We start from the raw sequence: 21,190 nt of genomic DNA, 5'->3' as shown, positions 1-21,190 counted from the left end.
ACAGAATGCCGCTCGGATTTGATACACCGGCTATCGGCGAAGTCGCTCATGCGCGCGCCCGGGATCTATGGCCGATCTGCCGATCACTAACCGGCCCGGGTGTACGCGAGACTCTGGCCTATCTGAAGGCGATCCTGCCTGAACTGCAGGTTCACGAAATTCCGAGCGGCACAAAGGTGTTTGACTGGACCGTGCCGAGGGAATGGCATATGCGCTCCGGCCAGTTGACGGGGCCGGACGGCCAGATCGTCGCCGATTTCGCCGACAACAATCTTCATGTTGTCGGCTACTCGGTCGGCGTCGACAAGGAACTGTCCCTGGAGGAGCTGGAAGGTCATCTCTATTCCCTTCCGGATCAGCCGGACGCCATCCCTTACATCACCTCCTATTACAATCCGCATTGGGGCTTCTGTGTCTCGCAAAGGGTCAGGGACACGCTGCAGCCGGGTATCTATCGTGTGGTCATTGACTCGGAACACGTGGATGGCGTGCTGAATTATGCGGATCTGGTCATTCCGGGAAAATCGGACAAGGAGATACTGATCTCCACCTATGTCTGCCACCCATCCATGGCTAACAACGAATTGTCGGGGCCTGTCGTGGCAACGGCGATTGCCGAATGGATCTCCGCCCAGAACAATCATTACACTTACCGTTTCGTTTTCGTGCCGGAGACCATTGGGGCGATTGCCTATGTTCACGAGCGGATTGCCCAGCTCAGGAAAAAGACTGTCGCCGGCTATGTTCTGACCTGCATTGGTGACGACCGGTCGTATTCCTTCATGCCTTCTCGCGAAGACGGAACGCTGTCCGACCGAGCGGGACGTCTTGCGCTCAAATCGGTTGCCCCGGACTACGAGGAATACAGTTTTCTGACGCGCGGTAGCGACGAACGCCAATATTGCAGTCCCGGTGTCGACCTGCCAGTCGCCTCGATCATGCGTACCAAATACACGGTCTATCCAGAGTATCACACCTCGCTGGATGACCTGACTTTGGTCACGCCCTCCGGTCTACAAGGCGGTTTCGAGGCGGTCGCCCAGGCGCTTGCGATCATCGACAACAACCGGGTGTGGCAAATCAAGCGGCCATGCGAGCCGCAGCTCGGCGCGCGGGGGCTGTATCCATCCGTCAGCACCAAGAACAAGGCCCGGCAAGTGCGCACATTGTTGAACATCAATGCCTATGCGGATGGAAAACGGGATTTTATCGACCTGTGCGAAACGATCGAGGCAGCCCCTGCCGAAGTGTTGCCTTTGATTAAAAAACTCGTCGAGGGCGATGTTCTGATTGAAATCGGCTTTTGAATATTGTCCAAGGGTGGACTCGGCAAAGAATTTCCGCCTGCGATTGAAGTTTGCTGGACCTCATGTCTTCATCGGAATTCGGCAGACCCTGCGGACAGGATCGCAATGCTCTGCACAAATTCAAATCATCAGAAAGTTCTTTTCAGATTGGAATCTCCGCCGTGTTGGATTAGTGACATAGCCTCACGATACTCATAGCAAAAAGCCGATTTGACAGATCGAATCCGGACTGCGGGACCAAAATGAACAGAGAACTTAAGTCGGCGTTTACTCTTGACGCGATTGAGGCAATTGAAAATCTGAAAGAACTGGAAACGCTGGAAATCGCCGTTGTCGACGATGTCATGATTGATTGCGTGGAAGGGAAATATATAGCGTTCCTTGACAGCGTTCAGGAAGGCGCGTTTCGAACCCTCAACTTTCTCTGGAAGCGACGGGCCATGTCGGCGCTATCGCACCGTCTTGCAGGCTATCTTGATCGCTATGGTGACGAAGATGTCAGGGTCAAGCGCTTGGTTGTTCAATTTCTCTTTCACACCGGCAAGAGAAACCGGCTGCGAGAGATCTTTCGAAGCGACGAATACGCCCAGGCCAATGATGAGGCTATCTCTACGATCCGGAAAGAAATTTTTGCCGACGCATCAGCAGTTGAGCCACTGAAAGGCACGTTCTCAGTCGCTGGTCACCATATTGGTGTCATCAACGTACAGAAGAAGGCTCCGCGTACAACTGAACAGGTTCTGCGCGAATACAAGAAGACCTGGGAAACGGAGCACCGGAACATCCGTCGCCTGGTCGCTCTGGATGGGATGAACTCTCAGTCCCTGCTGAAGTTGAAAGCCTTGAAGAAAAAGTCGAATTTTGGATTGTTGAATGATCCGGCGATCGGTGATTTCCTGCGTCAGGACTTTCTGGAGCGAGATCTGGCTTATCAGCAGGTGAAATCCGATTTTCGCATAAGCGCATTCGACGAGAGCTATTACGCTCATTCGGTTCTGGATGTCGCTTTTGCCGCCAAGCGCTTGGTGGAGGAGCGTTTGGTTGATGTCATAGTCGAACTCGGTTCGGGTTCGGGTGACAATCTGTTCAAGTGTTTCAACTCAATCGAACCGGAATTCAGGCCGTCAGTTGAATTTTTTGGCGCAGAGTTCACGCCAGAGGGCCGCGAAGCCGCCGACCTGATCCATCAGGTGCAGCCGGACATGCGGTTCTCTAGCGTTCCCTTCAACTATTATGAGCCCGACTTCAGCTTCATTCCCGACCTGGAAAACAAAAAGGTTCTTTTTCTAACCAATCACTCGATCGAGCAGATTCCGGTTCTGCCCACGGAACTCTTTGCCAAGATGTTGGAGTGGCCCAGGAAAACCTACTGTATTCACAATGAGCCGGTCGGCTGGCAGCTGATTTCGGAATTGCTGCAGGCACGCGAGAACGGAGACAGGGCATTTTTTGATGAAATCAAATTCAATATGACCACCAGTCCGGTCAAACCGTTTAATGGGCCATCAACACGCTTTTTGCGCAGATATGCGAAACATCAAGTGTCTTACAATTCGGCTTGGTGGTCGTATTACAAAGACTACAACAAGAACCTCGTTCCGACGCTGCGCAATCTTGAGCAAGAAGGCAAGCTTCGGATCGCCAGGATCTTGAAAAACCATGCAGGGTTGAACCCGATGAATGCATCGACCTTCGTTGAATGGGAAAGCACCAGCGATAGCTAAGTGGGTCTGTCTGCAGGCAGGCGCACGCGGCGCCGCGCCTCAGTTTGCTTCTGTCAGTTGTTGGTTCAGGATGTCGATCACATTGAATACATCCGTGGTCTCGATCGCGCTTGTGAAATAGATCGGGTATTCGCCATAGGCAGCCCAAAGCAGGCTTTCGGGAGAAAGGCCTTCTACTTGTTCCTTGTCGACGTTGCGGTCATCCGTAAGTCCCCAGCCTGCATACCACGGCCCGCCCAGCGTGGTCACGGGCGCACCGCGCAATAGCATTTCGAACCCTGCAAGCGACGAGATTGTGTAGATGCGTTTGAAGGCATCGGCATAAGAGAACATGTTCACGCTTTGCGGAAACTCATGGAGCTTGGGAAAGCGCCGGAACGGTGCGCTGTAGGGTTCAGCAATGCCGCGGTGAACTTCAGGATGCGGCTTGAAATAGATGGTTTTCCCGGGGTTTTCCCGGATTGCAAGCTCGACCAGTTGCTCGCAGGTCACATAGGGGTCGGGACCCCGGCGGATCGATTCGTCCCGCTCGACCTGACCAAGCACCAAAACGCTGTCGTCGGCAACCTGAAACACGTCACCTGTGGACTTGAAATTGTACTTGGACAGGTTCTGCTCAAGGATCAGTTCCTTGAGCTTTGCACCCCGCTCCTGAAACTGCTTCTTTCGGTCCGGATCGAGCGAACGCAGCAACTTGTGCAATGTGCTGGTACGGGACTTGTGAAAATAGAGGTCGGTCTCGCGCTCGATGATGATAGAAAGAGGTTTGATCCTCTGAGCTCCCAGGCCAACCGATCTCAGGAAGCCGTCTTCTACCCTGCAGATGCGGCAATTGTTCGTTCCGCTCAGAGCCGAGAGCCAATAGGGATCCTTGTAGGACCACACATAGATGTCTTGGTCTCGTATACAGTCAAACGCGGCCTCGATTATCTGTAAGCCGCCATAATGCTCTTCGCCGATGAACTGGATGTCCTTGTCGGTAAAGACCGATCTGTAAAAGGCACGCTTCCACCCGGTAAATCCGAAGAAAAGCGCCTTGTTGCCCGATCGGATTGACTTGGCGAGCCTGCGGTCTATTTTGCTCGAAATCAGATCTTCGGACAGCGACACTGCTCGTTCGGCAAGTTTCAACAACATGGCAGCTGTGCTCGTTCGGTGGTCGTTGACAGGCAAGGGCAGAACCGGAACACTGCCGCCCCGGATATCATTGTCTGCGTCAACGGGTCACGTTCTGTCGCGGATATTGTAATACATCAGGACGCCGACGATCCAAATACCCAGCAGCAAGAGAAAGAAGCTGAGGGAATGGATGGCCCGATTCGGATATTGAGGCGCTTCGGAAAGTGTCGGCTCAATGAAAGTTGCGAGATAAAGGTGTTTGCTGTCGGCATCCTGGCGCGCTGATTCGAGACCAGCCAGCGCTGTTGTGTAAAGTTTTTGTGCAAACTCTTCCTCAAGCGCCAGATCAGAATAGTCTGCGATCCGGTAAGAGATTGAATTCCTGCCTGAACCGTCTACCGCGCTACCGCCACCGAGCCTTTGGCGTTCCTTAGTGATCTGTTCCCTCAAGGCGTTGATTTCGCCAGTGAGCAGTCGAATTTTTGGCGAATCTGAATCCAGATGGTCACTCAATGTGGCCCGTTCCGCTTCTTTGACGACGACGTCCTGGTCAAGCCGCGCAATCATTTCCATGGCCAGTTCGGCGTTGCTTTCCGGATTGACTTCCTGCGTCGCCTCCCGGTAGGCGATCATCTGCTTCCGGATAGCTTTCAGCCGGGCCTCAGCCCGGGCAACGCCTTCAGCGGCATATTTGACGGATTGCTTTCGGTTTTCCAGCGAGAGCTGGTTCACGAGAGTCTCCGACCGGCCCAAGATCGTTCGTGCCAAGAGCAGGGAATCCTGTGCGTCGAAGCTGCGCGTTTCAATGTAGATCACACCCGAAGTGGAATCGTAATCCACGTCAACCTTGCTGTTCCAGTAGCTGACCTTTTCCTCAATCGACAGGTCGCTTCCCATTCTAAACAGCCAGTCGGCGCTATCGCGATTGTAGATTTCCTCCAGGTTCACTTCCTCGGGCAGGTCCTGAACGACGGCCTGGCTCTGGAGGTAGTCGTGAACGATGTAGCTGTTGGAGGCTGTCGACTCACCACCGGAATCGAGCACCATCCCCAGAATTTCGGTCGCCGGTGTCTGGTTTGCACTGCGCAGCGCGAAAGCCGTCACGCTGTGGTATTGGTCACTGGCGATAAAGAACATGTAGAAGGTGAAAGCCAGCGAGGGCAGCGCAACAATGAATGCGAAGCCAAGGGCGATCAGCCGGTGCCGCGTTTTTGTCGACGCCTTGCCTGAGTTCCCCGGTAGCGTCAGGTCGAGCAGCTTGTGCGGGTCGAGCCCGGACTTCTTCAGCCGATCGACGATCGAGAGCTCTTTGGGAGCGACCACGTTACCGCTCTTTTCCGGCACCTGTACAATGGAGCTGTCTGCGTCTGCCACATTGTCAGCTTTGGTCGGCTTTACTGATCCCGACATTTAGTCACCTTACCTTTAATTCTGCTGACTGCTAGCGGCGTGCCATATTCTCGTCGTGCATCCGAATTGCATCATCAATATTCGCAAAATACGTTAACTGTCCATCCTCAAGTACGACACCGGTCGTACAGTAGTCCTTCAAAGCACCAGACGCGTGGGACACCATGATAATGTCCGACGTCTGCAATTTTTCTTTAAAAACGCTCTTGCATTTCTGTTGAAAATTCTTGTCGCCCACGGCGGTGATCTCGTCCACGAGATAATAATCGAAACTGATACCCATGCTGACGCCAAAGGCAAGGCGTGCCTTCATGCCGGAAGAATAGGTTTTTACAGGCATTTGATAGGCTTTGCCAAGCTCGGCGAAATCCTGAACATACCAAACGAGGTCTTCCGTGTCGTGACCATAGATGCGTGCGACAAATCGCACATTCTGTTCACCGGTCAGACTGGGATTGAAACTGCCCTGAAAACCTAGTGGGAAAGAAACGTTTGATCTTCGGATGATCCGGCCGGATGTGGGTTTGATGGTGCCGGAGATCAGCTTCAACAGTGTTGACTTGCCGGCACCATTTCGGCCGAGCAGACCAATGCTTTCGCCCCTTGGAATCGTGAACGATACGTCCTTGGCAATGTAGCGGAACTCGCCCTTGTGCTTGAAAGCCTTGGTCATGTTCTCGAGACGGATCATTTGGGCTCCCTCAGGCGGGCATCGAACAGCCAGACCAGAAACAGACCAAACACGACGGAAAAAATGGCCAAACCTATCACGTAGGGCAAGTTGACATAGGATGCTCGATAGGTCGGGTAGAAACCCATACGGAACAGCCCGACAAGGTGCACGAGAGGGTTCCACATCAATACATCACGATAGGGCAGGGGAATCGATTCCGGAAGGAAGAAGACCCCCGACACCATAAAAGCGGGTCGGTTGATGACGCCCCAGATATGCTGATACGTGCTATTGAAATGGAACCAGACGATGTTGGAAATTCCGACGCCTGCTCCAAGCGTGATCCCAATGGCGCTGGCGGCAAGAATCGGTCCCATCCGGATTGGTCCGATCTCGACAAAAAATGACATGGCCCCGAAGAGCATGAGGTTGACCACGAACAGCGTTGCTGCCTGCAGCAGCACGCGCGAGATGATGGCGTCATACGGTCGCACAACGGGATAGTTGAGTAGGGCGCGATTGGCTTCGACTGCGTTGGCAACCTGATCCGCTGTCGACCGGTAGATGTAGAACGAAGCGTAGCCGGTTGCGAAAAACAGCATGAAGCTTCGGCCGAGCGGTGGAATATGTGCCACCGCAGAGAACACGACCGTCAAGATCGCAATGAACAGCACCGGGTCAAGGACGGCCCACATGTAGCCGCCGAATTTGTTGCCATAGCGGGTGGTCATCTCGCGAATGATCAATGCGGAGATGATCGCAAACTGCTGTTTCAAGCTGTCGTTAAACGGTTTTGAATACATAAGAGCTATTTTTTACAGTCATTCGGATCGCGGGTTTCAACTTCGTTGTTCGTCAGTATGAATGACCATTCTGGCAATTTTGAGCCTTTTAGCTCGCTCTCCATGCGGTCTGAAAAACGTCGGTCCCATCCTGTGATTTTGGTGGGCCATCAATAATTGATCCGGGCCCGTTATGCAATCGTCTGAAACTGGGTCTCATGGCCGCATCGCTGCGCAGATCAACGTTGGGAGCTAAGGGTTTTGATCCCAAGGCTCAGACAAATACCAGTAGCAGATGGTTGGCGAAAGCCAGTGTCCCGACAGAAAGTTTTGGCGTTTCGGTCATGTGCAATCCCGTAGCTCTCTGAACCGCACCGGGTTTGCCGGAGGCTCCAACTCCTGAGTAGGATGGAGCACCATGAGCAAAACGACGAACCAGTTTTCCCCTGAAGTACCCGAACGAGCGGTTCGCCTTGTGCTGTATACTGAGAGCCAGCACGGATCTCGCTGGCGGGCGATCGTTTCGATATCAGCCAAGATCGGCTGCTCGGCGCACACACTGAACGAATGGGTCAAGAGGTCCGAGGTTGATAGGGGTGCCCGGGCCGGCATTCCGACGGAGATGGTCAAGAAGATGAAGGCTCTTGAGTTGGACCCGTGAGCTTCGTCAGGCGAACGAGATCTTGCGCAAGGCGTTTGCATTTTTCGCCCCTCCTCTCGGTGATTGCGTTGCAATCATCTGCCGGGCAATGGGACGGAGCTCGACCGCTGCGGTTCAATTAGCTAATTATTCGAAGCACAAGTGGCTAATGTGGCTATCATTTTGCGTGGGCAGTAACACTGTCAGTGCCGTACCTATAGACTGATATTCCTACTACATATAATCATCGAATTTAGGGGTGTTTTAAGGGATAACTCGCTGAGCTACTTAATATTCAATAAACGACAAGGGAATGAAAAGGGAAAATGGCGGACAGAGAGGGATTCGAACCCTCGGAACGCTTGCACGCTCACACGCTTTCCAAGCGTGCGCCTTAAGCCACTCGGCCACCTGTCCGTTCCAAGCGTCATCCGCTGGAGTTGGCGCAATATACTCAGGACTTGGCCAAGCGCAAGCACTTGCAGAATTTTTTTTGGGGGCGCCGCGCCGGCTGTGGAATTCGGTGCGATCCGGGCTGGAACCGGCGCCCGATTCAGTCGTTTTCGAAATGAGGCCTGACGGGTGCATAACTCACAGGATTGTGTTGTAGATCAAATCTTGTGCATATAAAAAGCACTATTACCCTAAGGTAGGCTCAATATTAAGAAGCCATCATATTATGGCTGTCTGGTGCCGGATCTTTCCGTGTTTTATGTCTAGAGGACTTGAACCGAAGCGATGATCAGTGTTGTGAAATTTTTATTCCGTTTGCTGGGATACGGGCTCCTTGCAGTGGCGATTATTGCCGGAATCTCCGATGCGAGTACTTCCATCGCGCTTTCGCAGATCCGGCTGGCTCCGCTCGGCAACGTCTGGTTCGATCTGTCGCCCGAAACTCTCAATCTGGCGCAGGCGGTTGTTCAGCGCCACATCCATCCGGGGCTTTGGGACCCGGCCATCCAGACCGTGCTGACCTGGCCTGTCTGGGCGGTGCTTGCCCCGCTGGGGCTGGGCCTGCTGTGGCTCGGGTCCAAGCGGCGCCGCCAGCGTGCGCAATTCGCCTGACCGGACCTGCAAGCGCCTGACGGGCGGGCGCCGTCCCCGATGCCCGCCTTGCACATCCGCACGATACGGCACTTGGAATGCGTGCACGGCTGCGCCACATTAGACCTTGAAATCAGGCCGCGCCGGTCGCTTGTCCACCCACGGGACGCTGGCGATGCCCAGCTTGGAGGTCCACATGTCGTTCATGACCATGTTGTCAAAGAAATTCTCTCTGCCGGGAAAGGACGAGGCGTTGCCGGGGCGCGCCACCGCGATCCGTCCGTCGGAGGCGCATTTCGTCAACGGGCGTGCGTTGGAAGGTCCGTATCCGGACACGATGAAGACGGTTCTGTTCGCCCTGGGGTGCTTCTGGGGCGCGGAACGGATCTTCTGGCAGTTGCCGGGCGTTCATGTCACCGCGGTCGGCTATGCGGGCGGCCATACGCCCAATCCGACCTATCATGAGACCTGCACCGGACGAACCGGTCACACGGAAGCGGTTCTGGTGGTTTATGATCCGCAGGTGATCTCCTTCGCCGCGCTGCTGAAGGTGTTCTGGGAGAACCACGACCCTACCCAGGGCATGCGTCAGGGCAACGATACCGGCACGCAGTACCGGTCCGCGATCTATGTCGGCTCGGCCGACGACCTTGCCGTCGCCGAACGCTCCGCGGAGGCCTATCAGGACGCGCTCCGGCAGGCCGGGGTCTCGGCGTCGATCACAACGGAAATCCGCCAGCTCGACACCTTCTACTTCGCGGAAGACTACCACCAGCAGTATCTGGCCAGGAACCCGTCGGGCTACTGCGGCATCGGCGGCACCGGTGTCGCGTGCCCCACGGGTTCCACGGTCCTTGGGCAGGAAGCCTGACCGGCACACGGCCGCAGGGCGGGAGACAAGCCAACGTGCTGAGATTGCCCGACGACAGGGACAGCAGCGCCGAGACGTTGAGAACATTCCTCGACAGGCAGCCCGGGAACGGCGCTGCCGCCGCGGTGATCATGGCCCTTGCCGACTGCACGGCGTCCATCGCGGAGCGACTGGCGCTGGGAAGCCTTCCGGGGGATCCCGGGGCCGTTGTGGGCACCAACGAGAGCGGTGACCGGCAAAAGGCGCTCGACGTGGCAGCGCACCTTCACGTCGTCGAGGGACTGCGCTTGGCCGGTGTCAGGCTGCTTCTGTCGGAAGAGGCGGAAGATGTGTTGACGCTGAACCCGGAAGGTTCCCTGGACGTGGCCATTGATCCGATTGACGGATCGGGCAGCATCGGCACCGGAGCCCCGCTCGGGACGCTGTTTTCGATACTCCCGGCATCGGAAGAGGGCTTTCTTCGAACCGGCCGGAACGTGATCGCGGCCGGCTATGTCTCGTTCGGACATTCCGTCGATCTGGGCTTCAGTCTTGGCGACGGCCTGCACCTGGCCGTGTTCGACCGGACGGCGGGGGAATACCGCATGTGGCTTGAAAACCACCGGGTTCCGGAAAAGGCCCGCACACTGGCCTTCAACGCGTCGAACATGCGCCATTGGCCATCCGGGATAAGACGGTTCTCCGAGGATGTCCTTGCCGGTTCCGAGGGGCCGCTCGGCGAAAATTTCAACATGCGCTGGCTGGCCGCCGCCGTGGGCGAATTCCACCGGATTTTGCTTCAGGGCGGGCTGTTCTTTTATCCCGGTGACCGGCGTCCGGGTTTCGAAAGCGGACGCCTGCGCCTGATTTACGAGGCCGTGCCGATCGCGTTTCTGATTGAACAGGGCGGCGGCCAGGCGACGGACGGCATCCGGCCGATCCTCGACCGGATGCCCGGCAGCCTTCATGAGAACGTGCCCCTGATTTTCGGGTCGTCTGAAAATGTCGGGTTGATTGCCACCTATCTCGCCGAGCCGTCATAGGCTCGCCCCCCCTGGCCGGGTCTGCTCATGCTGCTTTCGCCCGGCTCCGGATGATCCCGCTCCGGATGATCCCGGCCCGGCTGCCTTGCAATACCGGGGCATGCTGTCACTTGCCTGACCATCTGAATGCAGCGTCTGCGGAGAGGTGCTTTCGCGGTCGCGCTTCCTTTTGGGCACGCAAGTTCTGCCTGGCAGATTTTTCACTTGGATTTTTACGCTCGCACAGGTCTCTTTCAACAAGTAACCGCCAAAACTTCAGTGTTTTTTAAAGATGAGGTGCAATCTTGCAGTCTACGCGCATCTGCATCAGAGGATGGATACTGTGTCCCGCTCGGCAAAGATTTTCGCCGTGGTTTATTTCGCCGCCTGCAGCGTTCTGGTCTCGCTCGCATCGGTGATACCCGCCGGCGACGGCCCCGTTGCGGTTTTTGCGAGTCCCTGGGGCGGGTCGCCTCTGGAAGTCATTGCAAGGGCGGATGGCAGGATCGTTCATGTCGGAAACGCGTCCTGGGTGGCGGTGACTGAACCCACGGATCAGGATTTTATTGCCCGGCTGTATCGGGCGGGCGCAGGTTTTGTGGCGTCCACGGCAGTAGCGAGCGCCTGCGCGGCCTTAAGCGGCGGATCATTGGAGAGTACACTATGAATGAAGAAACGGCTGAGGTTTCCGGTCTCGACTTGCTCCGGGAGAGATTCGCCAGGATCGTGATCTACTTTATCTGGTTCAATGTTTTCCTGGTCATGGCGACGGCCCTCCTGGTCGGCCATGTGTCGCTGGTCGCAGTCTGCGGCGGGGCCTTGCTGCTCGGTGTGGCGGCGACCGGAAGCTGGTTGAAATTCGGCGCGGGGCTGGAAACCAGACTGGCGACCTCCATGTCTCTGGCCGGGCTCGTCGCCCTCTTCGTGGCCGCGCTGGCAACGCCGGCGGGGCAGCCTTCCTACCAGCTCGACGGCCATATGTATTTCTTCGCCGTGCTTGCGATCCTGGCGGCCTGGGTCGACTGGCGCGCCCTTCTGGGGTACGCGGCCGTGGTTGCCGTCCACCACCTGGTTCTCAATTTCGCCTTGCCCTGGGCAGTGTTTCCCGATGGCTCGGATTTCGCCCGTGTCGTCCTTCACGCGGTCGTTATTGTCGCCGAGGTCGGTGCCCTCTGGTGGATGACCGGCAACCTCGCGAATGCCTTCGAATCCTCGGACCAGGCCCGTCACGAAGCGGAAGCCGCACGCCAGGAAGCCCTGAAGTTCCAGGAGCTCACTGCCGAGCAGGACGCGCAGGAACGCAACAAGCAGGCGGTCGTCAATGAGCGGATAGGTACTTTCCAGGACGAAATCTCGGCCAAGCTCAACGGGGTCGGCCTGAAAGTTCAGGAAATGCGCCACGCCGCCGAGGAACTGGGATCGGTTGCCCAGGACACATCGGGCCAGGCCGCATCGGCCTCCGATGCATCGGAAACGGCGTCTTCCAACGTCCAGATGGTGGCTTCCGCCGCCGAAGAGCTGTCTTCATCCATCGCCGAGATTTCACGCCAGGTCGAGCAGACCACGGTCGTTGTCGACAGGGCGACGGAAAACGCGCAGACCAGCAATCAGAAGGTCGCCGGGCTTGCGGAAGCCGCGAACAGGATCGGTGAAGTGGTCACGCTCATTCAGGCCATTGCCGAGCAGACCAACCTGCTGGCGTTGAACGCGACCATCGAGGCTGCCCGGGCGGGTGAAGCCGGCAAGGGGTTCGCGGTCGTGGCCGCGGAAGTCAAGGAACTGGCGACCCAGACCTCCAAGGCAACCGAGGAAATCGGCGCACAGATTTCCGCCATTCAGGGGGAAACCAAGGACGCGGTGGAATCGATCGGCGCAATCGCCGCCACCATGGACGAAGTCAACAGCTACACGGCCGCCATCGCCGCGGCGGTTGGCGAACAGGGATCGGCCACCCAGGAAATCTCGCGCAATGTCGCCGAAGCCGCCAACGGCACTGGCCGGGTGGCGGCCAATATCGGCGGTGTGCGCGAATCGGTGGAACGGACCAACAAGTCGGTCGAAGGCATGACCGAATCGACCGAAACCCTGGAGCAGGAAACGACGGACATGCGCCAGGCCATTGACGCCTTCCTGAAGGATGTGGCGGCAGCCTGACGCTTTTCCGGCGAGCCCAATGCCCGGCGAGCCCAATGCAAAGACCGGCCGGACAACGGCCGGTCTTTTTTGTGGTCCGGTTCCCGGAAGGCCGCCTCGGCTTGACTTGACGCCCTGCGGATGCGACGAGCCGCTCCCAGCGGGCCCACGGCATGCCGATTGCGTGGACCTGTCACCCGACTGCCATTCCAAACCAGGTCAACCTGATGTCCGAGAGCGCGTTTCAGCCTGGGTCCATCCTGCTTCTGGATGTTGTCCGGCAGCAATCCGCACTGCTGTTCCGGGCGCCGCGCGAGATTGTTTCCTGCACGCGCCTTGACGAGGTGAAGTCCGCCCTGGCCCGCCTGGAGGCCGCTCAGGCCGCCGGGCGTCATGCTGCCGGATACCTGGCCTACGAGCTTGGGTTCGCCTTCGAGACGAAGCTGCACCACCGGTTTGAGGCAACAGCTGAGCCGCTGCTCTGGTTCGGTCTTTACGACCAACCCGAGCGGCTCGGCCTCGGTGAGGCACGCGCCCTGCTCGAGGCATCGGCCACCGGAGAGGCGGCGGCCATCGGCGCGCCGCGCTTCGACATGGACCGGAGCACCTATGAGGCCGCCTTCGGCCTGGTCCGCAATCATCTGGCCGCCGGCGACAGCTATCAGGTCAATTTGACCATGCGCGCCGGGTTTGCCCATGACGGCGCGCCGGAGCGCCTGTTTCTGGACCTGCTGGTCCGGCAGCCGGTCGAGTATGCGGCGTTCCTGCGCATGGAGGATCGCACGATCCTGTCCCTGTCTCCGGAGCTGTTTCTGGAACGGCGGGGGACACGGCTGACAACGAGACCGATGAAGGGAACGGCGCCGCGGGGCCGGTTTGCGTCCGAGGACGCGGCCATCTCGCGTGGGCTTGCCGCGGACCCTAAACAGCGCGCGGAAAACACGATGATCGTCGATCTGATGCGCAATGACCTGTCGCGTATCGCCGAAACCGGATCCGTGAGAGTGACCGGGCTGTGCGAGGTCGAGCGCTACCGGAGCCTGCATCAGATGACGTCCACGGTGGAGGCGGACGTTCCTGCATCCACCGGTTTCGCCGACATCATCGCCAACCTCTTTCCCTGCGGATCCATAACCGGTGCGCCCAAGCTGCGCGCCATGCAGATTGCCCATGATCTGGAAAGCGGACCGCGCGGTGTCTATACGGGGGCGATCGGCTGTCTGGAGCCCGGTGGCGATTTCCGGCTGAATGTCGCGATCAGGACGCTGGTGCTGCACCGGGACGGGACCGGCACGGCCGGCACCGGGTCCGGTGTTGTCTTCGACAGCGGCGCAGCGCCCGAATATGACGAATGCCTGCTGAAGCTGAAGTTTCTGACCGACCCGGTGCCGGATTTCGATCTCCTGGAGACACTGGCCTTCGATCCGGAGGCCGGATACCTGCTGCTGGAGCGCCACTTGCGGCGGCTGGAAGACTCCGCCGCCTATTTCGGCTTCGCTTTCGATGGGCAAGACATCCGGGCCGAGCTGACACGGGCAGCCGCCGCTTTCCGGGCCTCGAAGCGCGTCCGGTTGCTGCTGAGCGCCGATGGAAGGAGTGCCATTTCGGCGACAGCGCTGGTCCCGGCTGACGGAGCCGCAGTCTTCAGGCTGGTTCTGGCCGATGAGACAACCCGCTCGGGCGACAGGTTTCTCTATCACAAGACCACAAACCGGGCCTTTTACGACGAAACGAGGCAGCGCTATCAGGCCGAGACCAACTGCCAGGAAGTTCTGTTTGAGAACGAGAACGGGTTCCTGACCGAGGGCAGTTACACGACACTGTTTGTGAACAGGAACGGCCGCCTGCTGACGCCCGCCCTGAAACATGGCCTTCTGCCGGGCACCCTGCGGGCCGGGCTTCTCGAACGGGGCCTTGCGGCCGAGGCTGATCTGACACGCGCGGACCTGGAAGCCGCGGACGGGATATTCGTCGGCAACTCGGTGCGCGGCCTTGTGCGCGGCAATCTGCCGGTGCCTGGAAAATGACCCCTTCGAACCCGTGGCCGGAACAGATGCCCCTGACCGGGACATCCGAATTTCCGGTCGCAGGTTGCGGGTGTCACGAGGCAGGAGTTGTCCACGGAACCACTTCCAGCTCCGGCCACAGGGCCTTCATCCGCTCCGCCTTTTCGACATAAGTCTGTTCGTTCGGCTGCACGTGATTGGGCACGAGGCGCATGGCGAAGAGATTGGCGAGGCCGAAGGGCGCATGAAGGCGGAGGCGGTCCTCTGCGTCGAGGCGCGCCGCGACCGCATGGGTGCGGGCCGCATAGGTGGTCAGGGCGTCCATGGAACAGTCCAGCGGCCGGTAGGGCCGGCCGAAGCGCTGCGTGTACCACAGGTGGACCCGTGCCTGGTTGCGGACTTCCAGAAGGTCCGCGATCTCCGGCAAGGCGGCATTGACCTGTCCGATCACAACGTCCTCGGCCCCGTAGGACAGATCCGTGCCGTCGAAATAGATGATGTCGAAGTCCTTGATGCCGTGCAGGAGCGGACGGTCCGTCAGCACGTTCCATGCCGTCTGGTAGATGCCTCCGGAGACCAGCCAGGCGTCGGGCAGGTTCAGATCGCGAACAGCGCCCAGCATGCGCATGACATGCGGTACCGACCCGAGGATCCGCGCCAGTCCGGCGAGGCGTTCGTGTTCGCTGGCCACGTAGGGGTCGGCGAACCGGCTGACCGCGGCGGCCGGCAGATCGGTTCCACCGTTCATGAAGAGATCCTCTTGTTGTATTCTTGCAGGCTAGCTGATTCCGGTGTGCGGCACAGCGCATCATTGTGCCGGCAGGAGTGATTTCGAACAGGGGCGCCGGACGAAAATATCGCGACGGCCTGTCTACGTGCCATCGGGCCGCACCCCGCGCGCCTTGACACGGCACCGGTCAAGGCCATCTCATTGAGGACGAGGTTCAAAGGGATAACAATATGAAAAGCTTGCTGAGCAGACTGGCGATTGTCGCCCTTACGGGTGGTGGGGCGGCCCTGGCGGGCATCCAGGCTTCGGAAGCCCAGTCCGGGCGGCCGAATTCGACAACCATGACCTGTTCTCAGGTCCAGGCCATGATCACCCAGCGCGGAGCTGTGGTGATGAGCACCGGCCAGTATACGTTCGATCGGTATGTGGCCAATTTCAGTTATTGCCAGCACGGCGAATTTCTAAGGCGGGACTTCATTCCCACAAAGGACAACAACAAGTGTTTTGTCCAGCGATGTGATCCAAGCCGGCCGTTCATCTTCAACGACTGATCGACTGATCGACTGATCGACTGATCGACTGATCGATTGATCGATGGATCCGGTGCACATGATGCGGGCCTTGGAGCCGGTCTCTGCGCGTGCCGCCAATATCCGGACCGGTGGCCGTCTCCGTGGTGCTTTGAGCGACCACGGGGGGCACTGGGCAAATTGGGGGCACTGGACGATTCGACTGCAGGCGATCACCGGATGGCTGACCCGCGTGATTGTCTCGTCGCGCGCGCACGGAGCCATGCGATCACCCGTTCCCTATTTTCTCCGATTTTCAGTCAATTCCCGAATTTTCCGACGCCTGCCAATGCAATGATCTGTTGCAATTCAAGGACACTTCCCAAATATGAGTTTGGGATTGCACGGATCTGGAATCGATCGACATTTTTTTACATGAATTCGCCTGAAAAATCAGGAAAGGCCTTGCGATGAGCGGGAAGAATACAAAAAAACAACTTTCAATGGCATTTTGTACCCTGCGGGCCTGCCTGATTCCGGGTCTTGTCGTGATGTCTGTGCAAATGGCGGACGCGCAGACACGGCGGCAGCCGGACACGACGAAGCTGACCTGTTCGCAAACGCAGGAACTGGTCGCCAAATTCGGCGCAATCAATCTGAAGTCGGGGCCCTACAAGTTCGACCGCTACGTGACCAACCGCAACAAGTGCTATGCGAACGAGTCCGTGCGCACGACATATGTGCCGACGCTGGACACCCCCAGATGTTCGGTTCAGGTCTGCGTGGAGCGCGATCGCAACCGGCGCTGACAGCCGGCGTCATTCCAGCCCTCGAAGATAACTGGCCCTCGCGGAAAGCCCGATCAGGTGCGCGGAACGCGGCCGTGCGGGTCTTCGCCCGGCCGCGTCAATTCTGCCGCAGAATGTCCTAGCCGCGCAGGGCGCCGCCTGTCGCTTTTTCGACATTGGCGATGATCTTTTTCGCGACCGCATCGATTTCCTCGTCCGTCAGCGTCTTGTCTCTTGGCTGCAGGACGACGTCAATGGCAATGGACTTCTGACCGTCCGGCACGCCTTGACCCTCGTAGACATCGAACAGCGTGACATCGCCGATCAGCGTCTTGTCAGCGCCGCGCGCGGCCTTCAAGAGCTTTTCCGCGCCAACGTCCTTGCCGACCAGGAAAGCGAAGTCGCGGCGCACCGGCATCAGGTCGCTGGCCTTGAGCGCACCCTTGGACCGGCCGCCCTTGCCCCGTGGCTGCGGCAGGGCGTCGAGAAAGATCTCGAACCCCACAATCGGACCTTCGATATCCAGCTTCTGCAAGCTGCGCGGATGAACTTCTCCGAACACGGCGAGGATGTTCTTCGGCCCCAGTTTCAGGCAGCCGGAGCGGCCGGGGTGAAACGTGTCCGGGGCGTCGGTATGGACCTGCAGCTTGTCCACCGGGGCTCCGGCGGCGGCCAGGGCGGCCTCGGCGTCGGCCTTGGCATCGAACACATCGACTTTTCCCGACGTGCCGGACCAGTGCCGGCCGGCCCCCTGGAGCTTCGCGGTGCCCCGGCGGATGCCCGTTGCAACCGTTTTTTGTCCCTGAGGGATGTCGTCTTCAAACACCTGGCCGATCTCGAACAGGGCGACATCGCCGGTCCCCCGGTCCGCGTTGCGCTGGGAAGCCGCCAGCAGGCCCGGCAGCAGGCTCGGGCGCATGTCGGACATCTCGCCGGAAATCGGATTGGCCAGCGCCAGGGCGGCACTGCCGCCGCCGAACAGTTCCGCCTGGTCCCGGGAAATGAACGACCAGGTCACGGCTTCGTTGAAACCGCGCGCGGCGAGCGCACGCCGCGCCCTGCCGCGACGGATCTGTCCGGTGGTCAGGACCTTCTGGCCGACGGTGCCGGTGGGCGGCAGCGGCGTGAACGGCACCCGCTCCAGACCGATGATGCGCACGACCTCTTCCACCAGGTCCGCCTTGCCCTCGATGTCCGGGCGCCAGCTCGGCACGGCGACCTTGACCGTTTCCCCCGCGCCCGAGACCCAGAACCCGAGCGACTTCAGCGTCACGTTGGCTTCGGCCGGTATGACGTCGACTCCGGACAGGCGTTTGATTTCCGAATACGGGAACTCGATGATGAGGCTGTTGTCCGGGATTTCGCCGGCCTGGATGGGCTCCGAGGGCTCGCCGCCAACGAGATCGAGCACCATGCGCGTCGCGTATTCCAGTCCCGGCATCATGTAATCCGGGTCGACACCGCGTTCGAAGCGGTAGCGGGCGTCGGTGTTGACACCGAGCTTGCGGCCGGTGGCGGCAATGCCGTCCTCGTCCCAGAGCGCGGATTCGATCAGCACGTTGACGGTGCCCTCCGTGCAGCCCGACGGAACGCCCCCCAGGATGCCGCCGAGGCTCTCCACGCCGTTGTCGTCGGCAATGACGCAGATGGTGTCGTCGAGCTCGTAGGACTTGTTGTTGAGCCCTTCGATCTTTTCGCCCTTTGCGGCGCGCCGGACCACCAGATCGCCATGGACCTTGTCCGCATCGAAGACGTGCAGCGGCCGGCCCTGGTCGAAGGTGATGTAGTTGGTCATGTCGACAAGCGCATTGATCGGTCTGAGACCGATGGCGGTCAGCCGGTCCTGCAGCCATTTCGGCGAGGGGCCGTTCTTGACGCCCCTGACCATGCGCAGGCCGAAGGCCTTGCACAGGGGTTTTGTATCGCCGAAGTCGAGGTTGATGCTGACCGGGCAGGGGTAGCTGCCGCGGACCTGTTCGTGGCTGCGCTCTTTCAGCTTGCCGAGACCGGCGGCGGCAAGATCGCGGGCGATGCCGTAGACCCCGGTGCAGTCGGGGCGGTTGGGCGTCAGGCCGATCTCGATCACCGGCTCGTCCAGTCCCGCCCATTGCGCATAGCTCATGCCGACCGGCGCGTCTTCGGGCAGATCGATGATGCCGTCATGCTCTTCGGACAGTTCCAGCTCGCGCTCCGAGCACATCATGCCGAAGCTTTCAACGTCCCTGATCTTGCCGACCGAAAGCGTGATGTCGAGCCCGGGAATGTAGTCGCCGGGATTGCCCAGCACGCCGACCAGGCCGGTGCGGGCATTGGGCGCGCCGCAGACGATCTGGACCGGATCGCCGCTGCCGGTGTCGACTTTCAGAACACGCAGGCGGTCGGCATTGGGATGCTGGGTGGCTTCCAGAACCCGGGCGATACGGAACGGCTTCAGCCGGTCGGCCTGGTTGGTGACCTCCTCGACCTCGAGGCCGATCATGGTGAGACGTTCAACGATCTCTTCCAGGCTGGCGTCGGTGTCCAGGTATTCCTTGAGCCAGGAAAGGGTGAATTTCATCGGTCGATCTCTTTAGATTTCAGGCTGCGGCATGGGGCCGCGAGAAAGGGCTTTCGGGCGGATCAGTTGCTGAACCGGTCCACCTCGGGCAGAGTGGTCGCGGCGCCGTAGTTCTCCGCGAAGCGGCGGCCGATTTCGGAAAAATCCTGCGTCCATCGCCGCACCATGTCCGGTGTGATCTGCTGCTTGGTCGCAATCGCCTGGGCGGCTTCCGTTTCGATCCTGTCACGCAGAATGCCGAGTTCGAACTGGGCGGCATATTCCGCCCGGTACTTGCCGAGCCAGCCCATTGCGACGATGACCACCATCACCAGAAGGGCGGCGGTGCTGGTCAGGCCCGCCCATTTCGCGGTGCCGCCGATGCGCCGGTCGCTGGCGATCAGCACGATGGTGGCAATGGTCAGGAACGCGACGATATAGATGGCCTGCAGGAAGCTCTCGTATTTTTCCGCCGAGCTTGCCTCGTGACCGGCACGCAGACGGGTGATCCGGTCCCGGAGATAGAGCAGGGCATCGGCTTCGACCCCGAGCTTGTCGCGGAAATAGGTGTCGCAGAACCGAAGCCGGCCGCGGCTTTCGATCTTTTCGGCGCAGGCTTCCAGGAAGGACGTCGGTGTCGCCACCCGCGCAGCCTGGTCCGCCGTTTGCGCGGCGGCTGGAAATCCGGCGGCAACAGCCAGCATTAGGAAGAGACAGATGCGGATCATCAAGGTCATGGGTTGTCGCCCCGTTCCTGAAGGTTAGCTGGAGAGGCCGCCGAACAGCGTCGGCAGGTCGAGGGGGCGGAAACCGTAGTGCTGGATCCAGCGCACGTCCGCGTCGAAGAAGGCGCGCAGGTCGGGCATGCCGTATTTCAGCATCGCGATGCGGTCGATGCCCATGCCCCAGGCAAAGCCCTGGTAGACATCCGGGTCGAGGCCGCAATTGCGGATGACATTCGGGTGCACCATGCCGCAGCCGAGAATTTCCAGCCAGTCGTCGCCCTGGCCGATCTTGACCTCGCCCCCGGAGCGTTCGCACTGGATGTCGACTTCCATGGACGGTTCGGTGAACGGAAAGAAGCTCGGGCGGAACCGCATCTTGATGTCGTCGACCTCGAAGAACGCCTTGCAGAATTCTCTCAGGACCCATTTCAGATGGCCGAAATGGCTTTCCTTGTCGATCACCAGACCTTCCACCTGATGGAACATCGGCGTGTGGGTCTGGTCGCTGTCGCAGCGGTAGGTTCGGCCCGGAATGATCACGCGGATCGGCGGTTCCTGCTCGCGCATGGTGCGGATCTGCACCGGCGACGTATGCGTGCGCAACAGCAGCCGTTCGCCGTCTTCCTTCGGATTGAAGAAGAACGTGTCGTGCATTTCACGCGCCGGGTGGCCTTCCGGAAAGTTCAGGGCGGTAAAGTTCAGCTCATCGGTCTCGATGTCCGGCCCCTCGGCGATGGAAAAGCCCATGTCGGCGAAGATCGCGGTCAGTTCGTCGATCACCTGGCTGACCGGGTGGATCCGGCCGGTCTCGGACGGCGCGGGACGCAGCGGCAGCGTGACGTCGACGGTTTCGCCGGCGAGACGGGCTTCCAGCGCGGCCTCGGCCAGAACGTCCTTGCGCGCCGAAATGGCGTCGGTGATCCTGGCTTTCAGGCCGTTCAGCGCGGGCCCCATGACCTGGCGCTCTTCCGGGGTCATCTTGCCGAGCGTTTTCATCTGCTCGGAGATCTTGCCCTTCTTGCCGAGGGCATGGACACGAAGGTCTTCCAGGGCGGCTTCCGTTTCCGCTCCCCCGATGGCGCCAAGGAGATCGGATTCGAGAGTATCGAGATTGGACATACGTAATCAGCTACCGGTTCGCGCGCGGCGCGCGCTTGAAGTCGAAACAGAAAGTCGGGGTCTTTTAGCGAAT

The 21,190-nt window shown here is 59.3% G+C and carries 17 protein-coding genes, 1 tRNA gene and 1 pseudogene; 10 read left to right on the top strand and 9 right to left on the bottom strand.

From position 1 onward, the window contains the following. Positions 1 to 5 precede the first annotated feature (5 nt). Positions 6 to 1,307, top strand: coding sequence for a DUF4910 domain-containing protein (locus WNZ15_RS02465; RefSeq protein ID WP_342891345.1), 1,302 nt, complete (start codon positions 6 to 8; stop codon positions 1,305 to 1,307). A 242-nt stretch (positions 1,308 to 1,549) separates the two neighbouring features. Beyond that, positions 1,550 to 3,031, top strand: a complete 1,482-nt coding sequence (locus tag WNZ15_RS02460) for a hypothetical protein (protein ID WP_342891344.1) — start codon at positions 1,550 to 1,552, stop codon at positions 3,029 to 3,031. Positions 3,032 to 3,070: 39 nt separating this feature from the next. Here WNZ15_RS02460 and WNZ15_RS02455 read toward each other — a convergent pair whose 3' ends face one another. From WNZ15_RS02455 to WNZ15_RS02440, 4 genes are read right to left on the bottom strand one after another with little or no spacing between them, the layout of a single operon-like run. Beyond that, positions 3,071 to 4,204, bottom strand: a complete 1,134-nt coding sequence (locus WNZ15_RS02455) for a hypothetical protein (protein WP_342891343.1) — start codon at positions 4,202 to 4,204, stop codon at positions 3,071 to 3,073. 51 nt (positions 4,205 to 4,255) lie between these two features. Further along, positions 4,256 to 5,560 carry an RkpR, polysaccharide export protein gene (locus tag WNZ15_RS02450; protein ID WP_342891342.1) on the bottom strand — a complete coding sequence of 435 codons (1,305 nt, stop codon included), beginning with the start codon at positions 5,558 to 5,560 and terminating at the stop codon, positions 4,256 to 4,258. Between the two features lie 31 nt (positions 5,561 to 5,591). After that, the gene (locus WNZ15_RS02445) at positions 5,592 to 6,251 is read right to left on the bottom strand and encodes an ABC transporter ATP-binding protein (RefSeq protein ID WP_342891341.1); all 660 of its coding nucleotides are present in this window, start codon (positions 6,249 to 6,251) and stop codon (positions 5,592 to 5,594) included. Beyond that, positions 6,248 to 7,036: an ABC transporter permease gene (locus WNZ15_RS02440; RefSeq protein WP_342891340.1), complete on the bottom strand. Its 789-nt coding sequence runs from the start codon at positions 7,034 to 7,036 to the stop codon at positions 6,248 to 6,250. Before WNZ15_RS02440 ends, WNZ15_RS02445 begins: the two co-directional genes overlap by 4 nt. A 397-nt stretch (positions 7,037 to 7,433) precedes the next feature. On the opposite strand from WNZ15_RS02440, the pseudogene WNZ15_RS02435 reads away from it, so the two are divergent. After that, a pseudogene (locus WNZ15_RS02435) lies at positions 7,434 to 7,728 on the top strand (IS3 family transposase); the annotation flags it as partial. Positions 7,729 to 7,982: 254 nt separating this feature from the next. Here WNZ15_RS02435 and WNZ15_RS02430 read toward each other — a convergent pair. Further along, positions 7,983 to 8,072 (bottom strand) — tRNA-Ser (locus WNZ15_RS02430). A 375-nt stretch (positions 8,073 to 8,447) separates the two neighbouring features. Here WNZ15_RS02430 and WNZ15_RS02425 point away from each other — a divergent pair. The 5 genes from WNZ15_RS02425 (at position 8,448) to pabB (ending at position 14,731) form a co-directional block, all read left to right on the top strand. Continuing rightward, a complete protein-coding gene (locus WNZ15_RS02425) occupies positions 8,448 to 8,720 on the top strand; it encodes a hypothetical protein (RefSeq protein WP_342891339.1) in 273 nt (90 codons plus the stop codon). Between the two features lie 175 nt (positions 8,721 to 8,895). Beyond that, the gene (gene msrA, locus WNZ15_RS02420) at positions 8,896 to 9,570 is read left to right on the top strand and encodes a peptide-methionine (S)-S-oxide reductase MsrA (RefSeq protein WP_342891338.1); all 675 of its coding nucleotides are present in this window, start codon (positions 8,896 to 8,898) and stop codon (positions 9,568 to 9,570) included. A 35-nt stretch (positions 9,571 to 9,605) separates the two neighbouring features. After that, entirely contained in the window at positions 9,606 to 10,592 is a 987-nt protein-coding gene (locus WNZ15_RS02415; RefSeq protein ID WP_342891337.1) for a class 1 fructose-bisphosphatase, read from the top strand. A 642-nt stretch (positions 10,593 to 11,234) separates the two neighbouring features. Then, positions 11,235 to 12,725: a methyl-accepting chemotaxis protein gene (locus tag WNZ15_RS02410; RefSeq protein WP_342891336.1), complete on the top strand. Its 1,491-nt coding sequence runs from the start codon at positions 11,235 to 11,237 to the stop codon at positions 12,723 to 12,725. Between the two features lie 152 nt (positions 12,726 to 12,877). Further along, positions 12,878 to 14,731, top strand: coding sequence for an aminodeoxychorismate synthase component I (pabB, locus tag WNZ15_RS02405; RefSeq protein WP_342891335.1), 1,854 nt, complete (start codon positions 12,878 to 12,880; stop codon positions 14,729 to 14,731). A 73-nt stretch (positions 14,732 to 14,804) separates the two neighbouring features. On the opposite strand, the gene WNZ15_RS02400 is transcribed toward pabB, so the two are convergent. Continuing rightward, entirely contained in the window at positions 14,805 to 15,458 is a 654-nt protein-coding gene (locus WNZ15_RS02400; protein WP_342891334.1) for a nucleotidyltransferase family protein, read from the bottom strand. A 212-nt stretch (positions 15,459 to 15,670) separates the two neighbouring features. On the opposite strand from WNZ15_RS02400, the gene WNZ15_RS02395 reads away from it, so the two are divergent. Continuing rightward, positions 15,671 to 15,991 (top strand): hypothetical protein, encoded by a 321-nt coding sequence (locus WNZ15_RS02395; protein WP_342891333.1) that lies wholly within the window; start codon positions 15,671 to 15,673, stop codon positions 15,989 to 15,991. A gap of 509 nt (positions 15,992 to 16,500) precedes the next feature. Further along, entirely contained in the window at positions 16,501 to 16,758 is a 258-nt protein-coding gene (locus WNZ15_RS02390; protein ID WP_342891332.1) for a hypothetical protein, read from the top strand. Between the two features lie 118 nt (positions 16,759 to 16,876). On the opposite strand, the gene pheT is transcribed toward WNZ15_RS02390, so the two are convergent. From pheT to pheS, 3 genes are all read right to left on the bottom strand, one after another. Next, on the bottom strand, positions 16,877 to 19,294 hold the full coding sequence (pheT, locus tag WNZ15_RS02385; protein WP_342891331.1) for a phenylalanine--tRNA ligase subunit beta: 2,418 nt from the start codon (positions 19,292 to 19,294) through the stop codon (positions 16,877 to 16,879). Between the two features lie 62 nt (positions 19,295 to 19,356). After that, positions 19,357 to 20,010: a phenylalanyl-tRNA synthetase subunit alpha gene (locus WNZ15_RS02380; RefSeq protein ID WP_342891330.1), complete on the bottom strand. Its 654-nt coding sequence runs from the start codon at positions 20,008 to 20,010 to the stop codon at positions 19,357 to 19,359. 24 nt (positions 20,011 to 20,034) lie between these two features. Further along, positions 20,035 to 21,117, bottom strand: coding sequence for a phenylalanine--tRNA ligase subunit alpha (gene pheS / locus WNZ15_RS02375; RefSeq protein WP_342891329.1), 1,083 nt, complete (start codon positions 21,115 to 21,117; stop codon positions 20,035 to 20,037). Between the last annotated feature and the right edge of the window lie 73 nt (positions 21,118 to 21,190).

Origin of the sequence: Roseibium sp. AS2, from assembly GCF_038900065.1 — a bacterium.
Lineage (GTDB): Bacteria > Pseudomonadota > Alphaproteobacteria > Rhizobiales > Stappiaceae > Roseibium.
This window is presented reverse-complemented; position numbering and strand designations above follow the sequence as displayed.

What these genes read in the sequence shown, in the direction of transcription:
- WNZ15_RS02410 (WP_342891336.1), top strand. Translation starts at nt 11,235, where the DNA reads ATGAATGAAGAAACGGCTGAGGTTTCCGGTCTCGACTTGCTCCGGGAG.
- WNZ15_RS02460 (WP_342891344.1), top strand. Translation starts at nt 1,550, where the DNA reads ATGAACAGAGAACTTAAGTCGGCGTTTACTCTTGACGCGATTGAGGCA.
- WNZ15_RS02380 (WP_342891330.1), bottom strand. Translation starts at nt 20,010, where the DNA reads ATGACCTTGATGATCCGCATCTGTCTCTTCCTAATGCTGGCTGTTGCC.
- pabB (WP_342891335.1), top strand. Translation starts at nt 12,878, where the DNA reads ATGCCGATTGCGTGGACCTGTCACCCGACTGCCATTCCAAACCAGGTC.
- WNZ15_RS02400 (WP_342891334.1), bottom strand. Translation starts at nt 15,458, where the DNA reads ATGAACGGTGGAACCGATCTGCCGGCCGCCGCGGTCAGCCGGTTCGCC.
- WNZ15_RS02390 (WP_342891332.1), top strand. Translation starts at nt 16,501, where the DNA reads ATGTCTGTGCAAATGGCGGACGCGCAGACACGGCGGCAGCCGGACACG.
- pheS (WP_342891329.1), bottom strand. Translation starts at nt 21,117, where the DNA reads ATGTCCAATCTCGATACTCTCGAATCCGATCTCCTTGGCGCCATCGGG.
- msrA (WP_342891338.1), top strand. Translation starts at nt 8,896, where the DNA reads ATGTCGTTCATGACCATGTTGTCAAAGAAATTCTCTCTGCCGGGAAAG.
- WNZ15_RS02440 (WP_342891340.1), bottom strand. Translation starts at nt 7,036, where the DNA reads ATGTATTCAAAACCGTTTAACGACAGCTTGAAACAGCAGTTTGCGATC.
- WNZ15_RS02450 (WP_342891342.1), bottom strand. Translation starts at nt 5,560, where the DNA reads ATGTCGGGATCAGTAAAGCCGACCAAAGCTGACAATGTGGCAGACGCA.
- pheT (WP_342891331.1), bottom strand. Translation starts at nt 19,294, where the DNA reads ATGAAATTCACCCTTTCCTGGCTCAAGGAATACCTGGACACCGACGCC.
- WNZ15_RS02395 (WP_342891333.1), top strand. Translation starts at nt 15,671, where the DNA reads ATGAAAAGCTTGCTGAGCAGACTGGCGATTGTCGCCCTTACGGGTGGT.
- WNZ15_RS02445 (WP_342891341.1), bottom strand. Translation starts at nt 6,251, where the DNA reads ATGATCCGTCTCGAGAACATGACCAAGGCTTTCAAGCACAAGGGCGAG.
- WNZ15_RS02465 (WP_342891345.1), top strand. Translation starts at nt 6, where the DNA reads ATGCCGCTCGGATTTGATACACCGGCTATCGGCGAAGTCGCTCATGCG.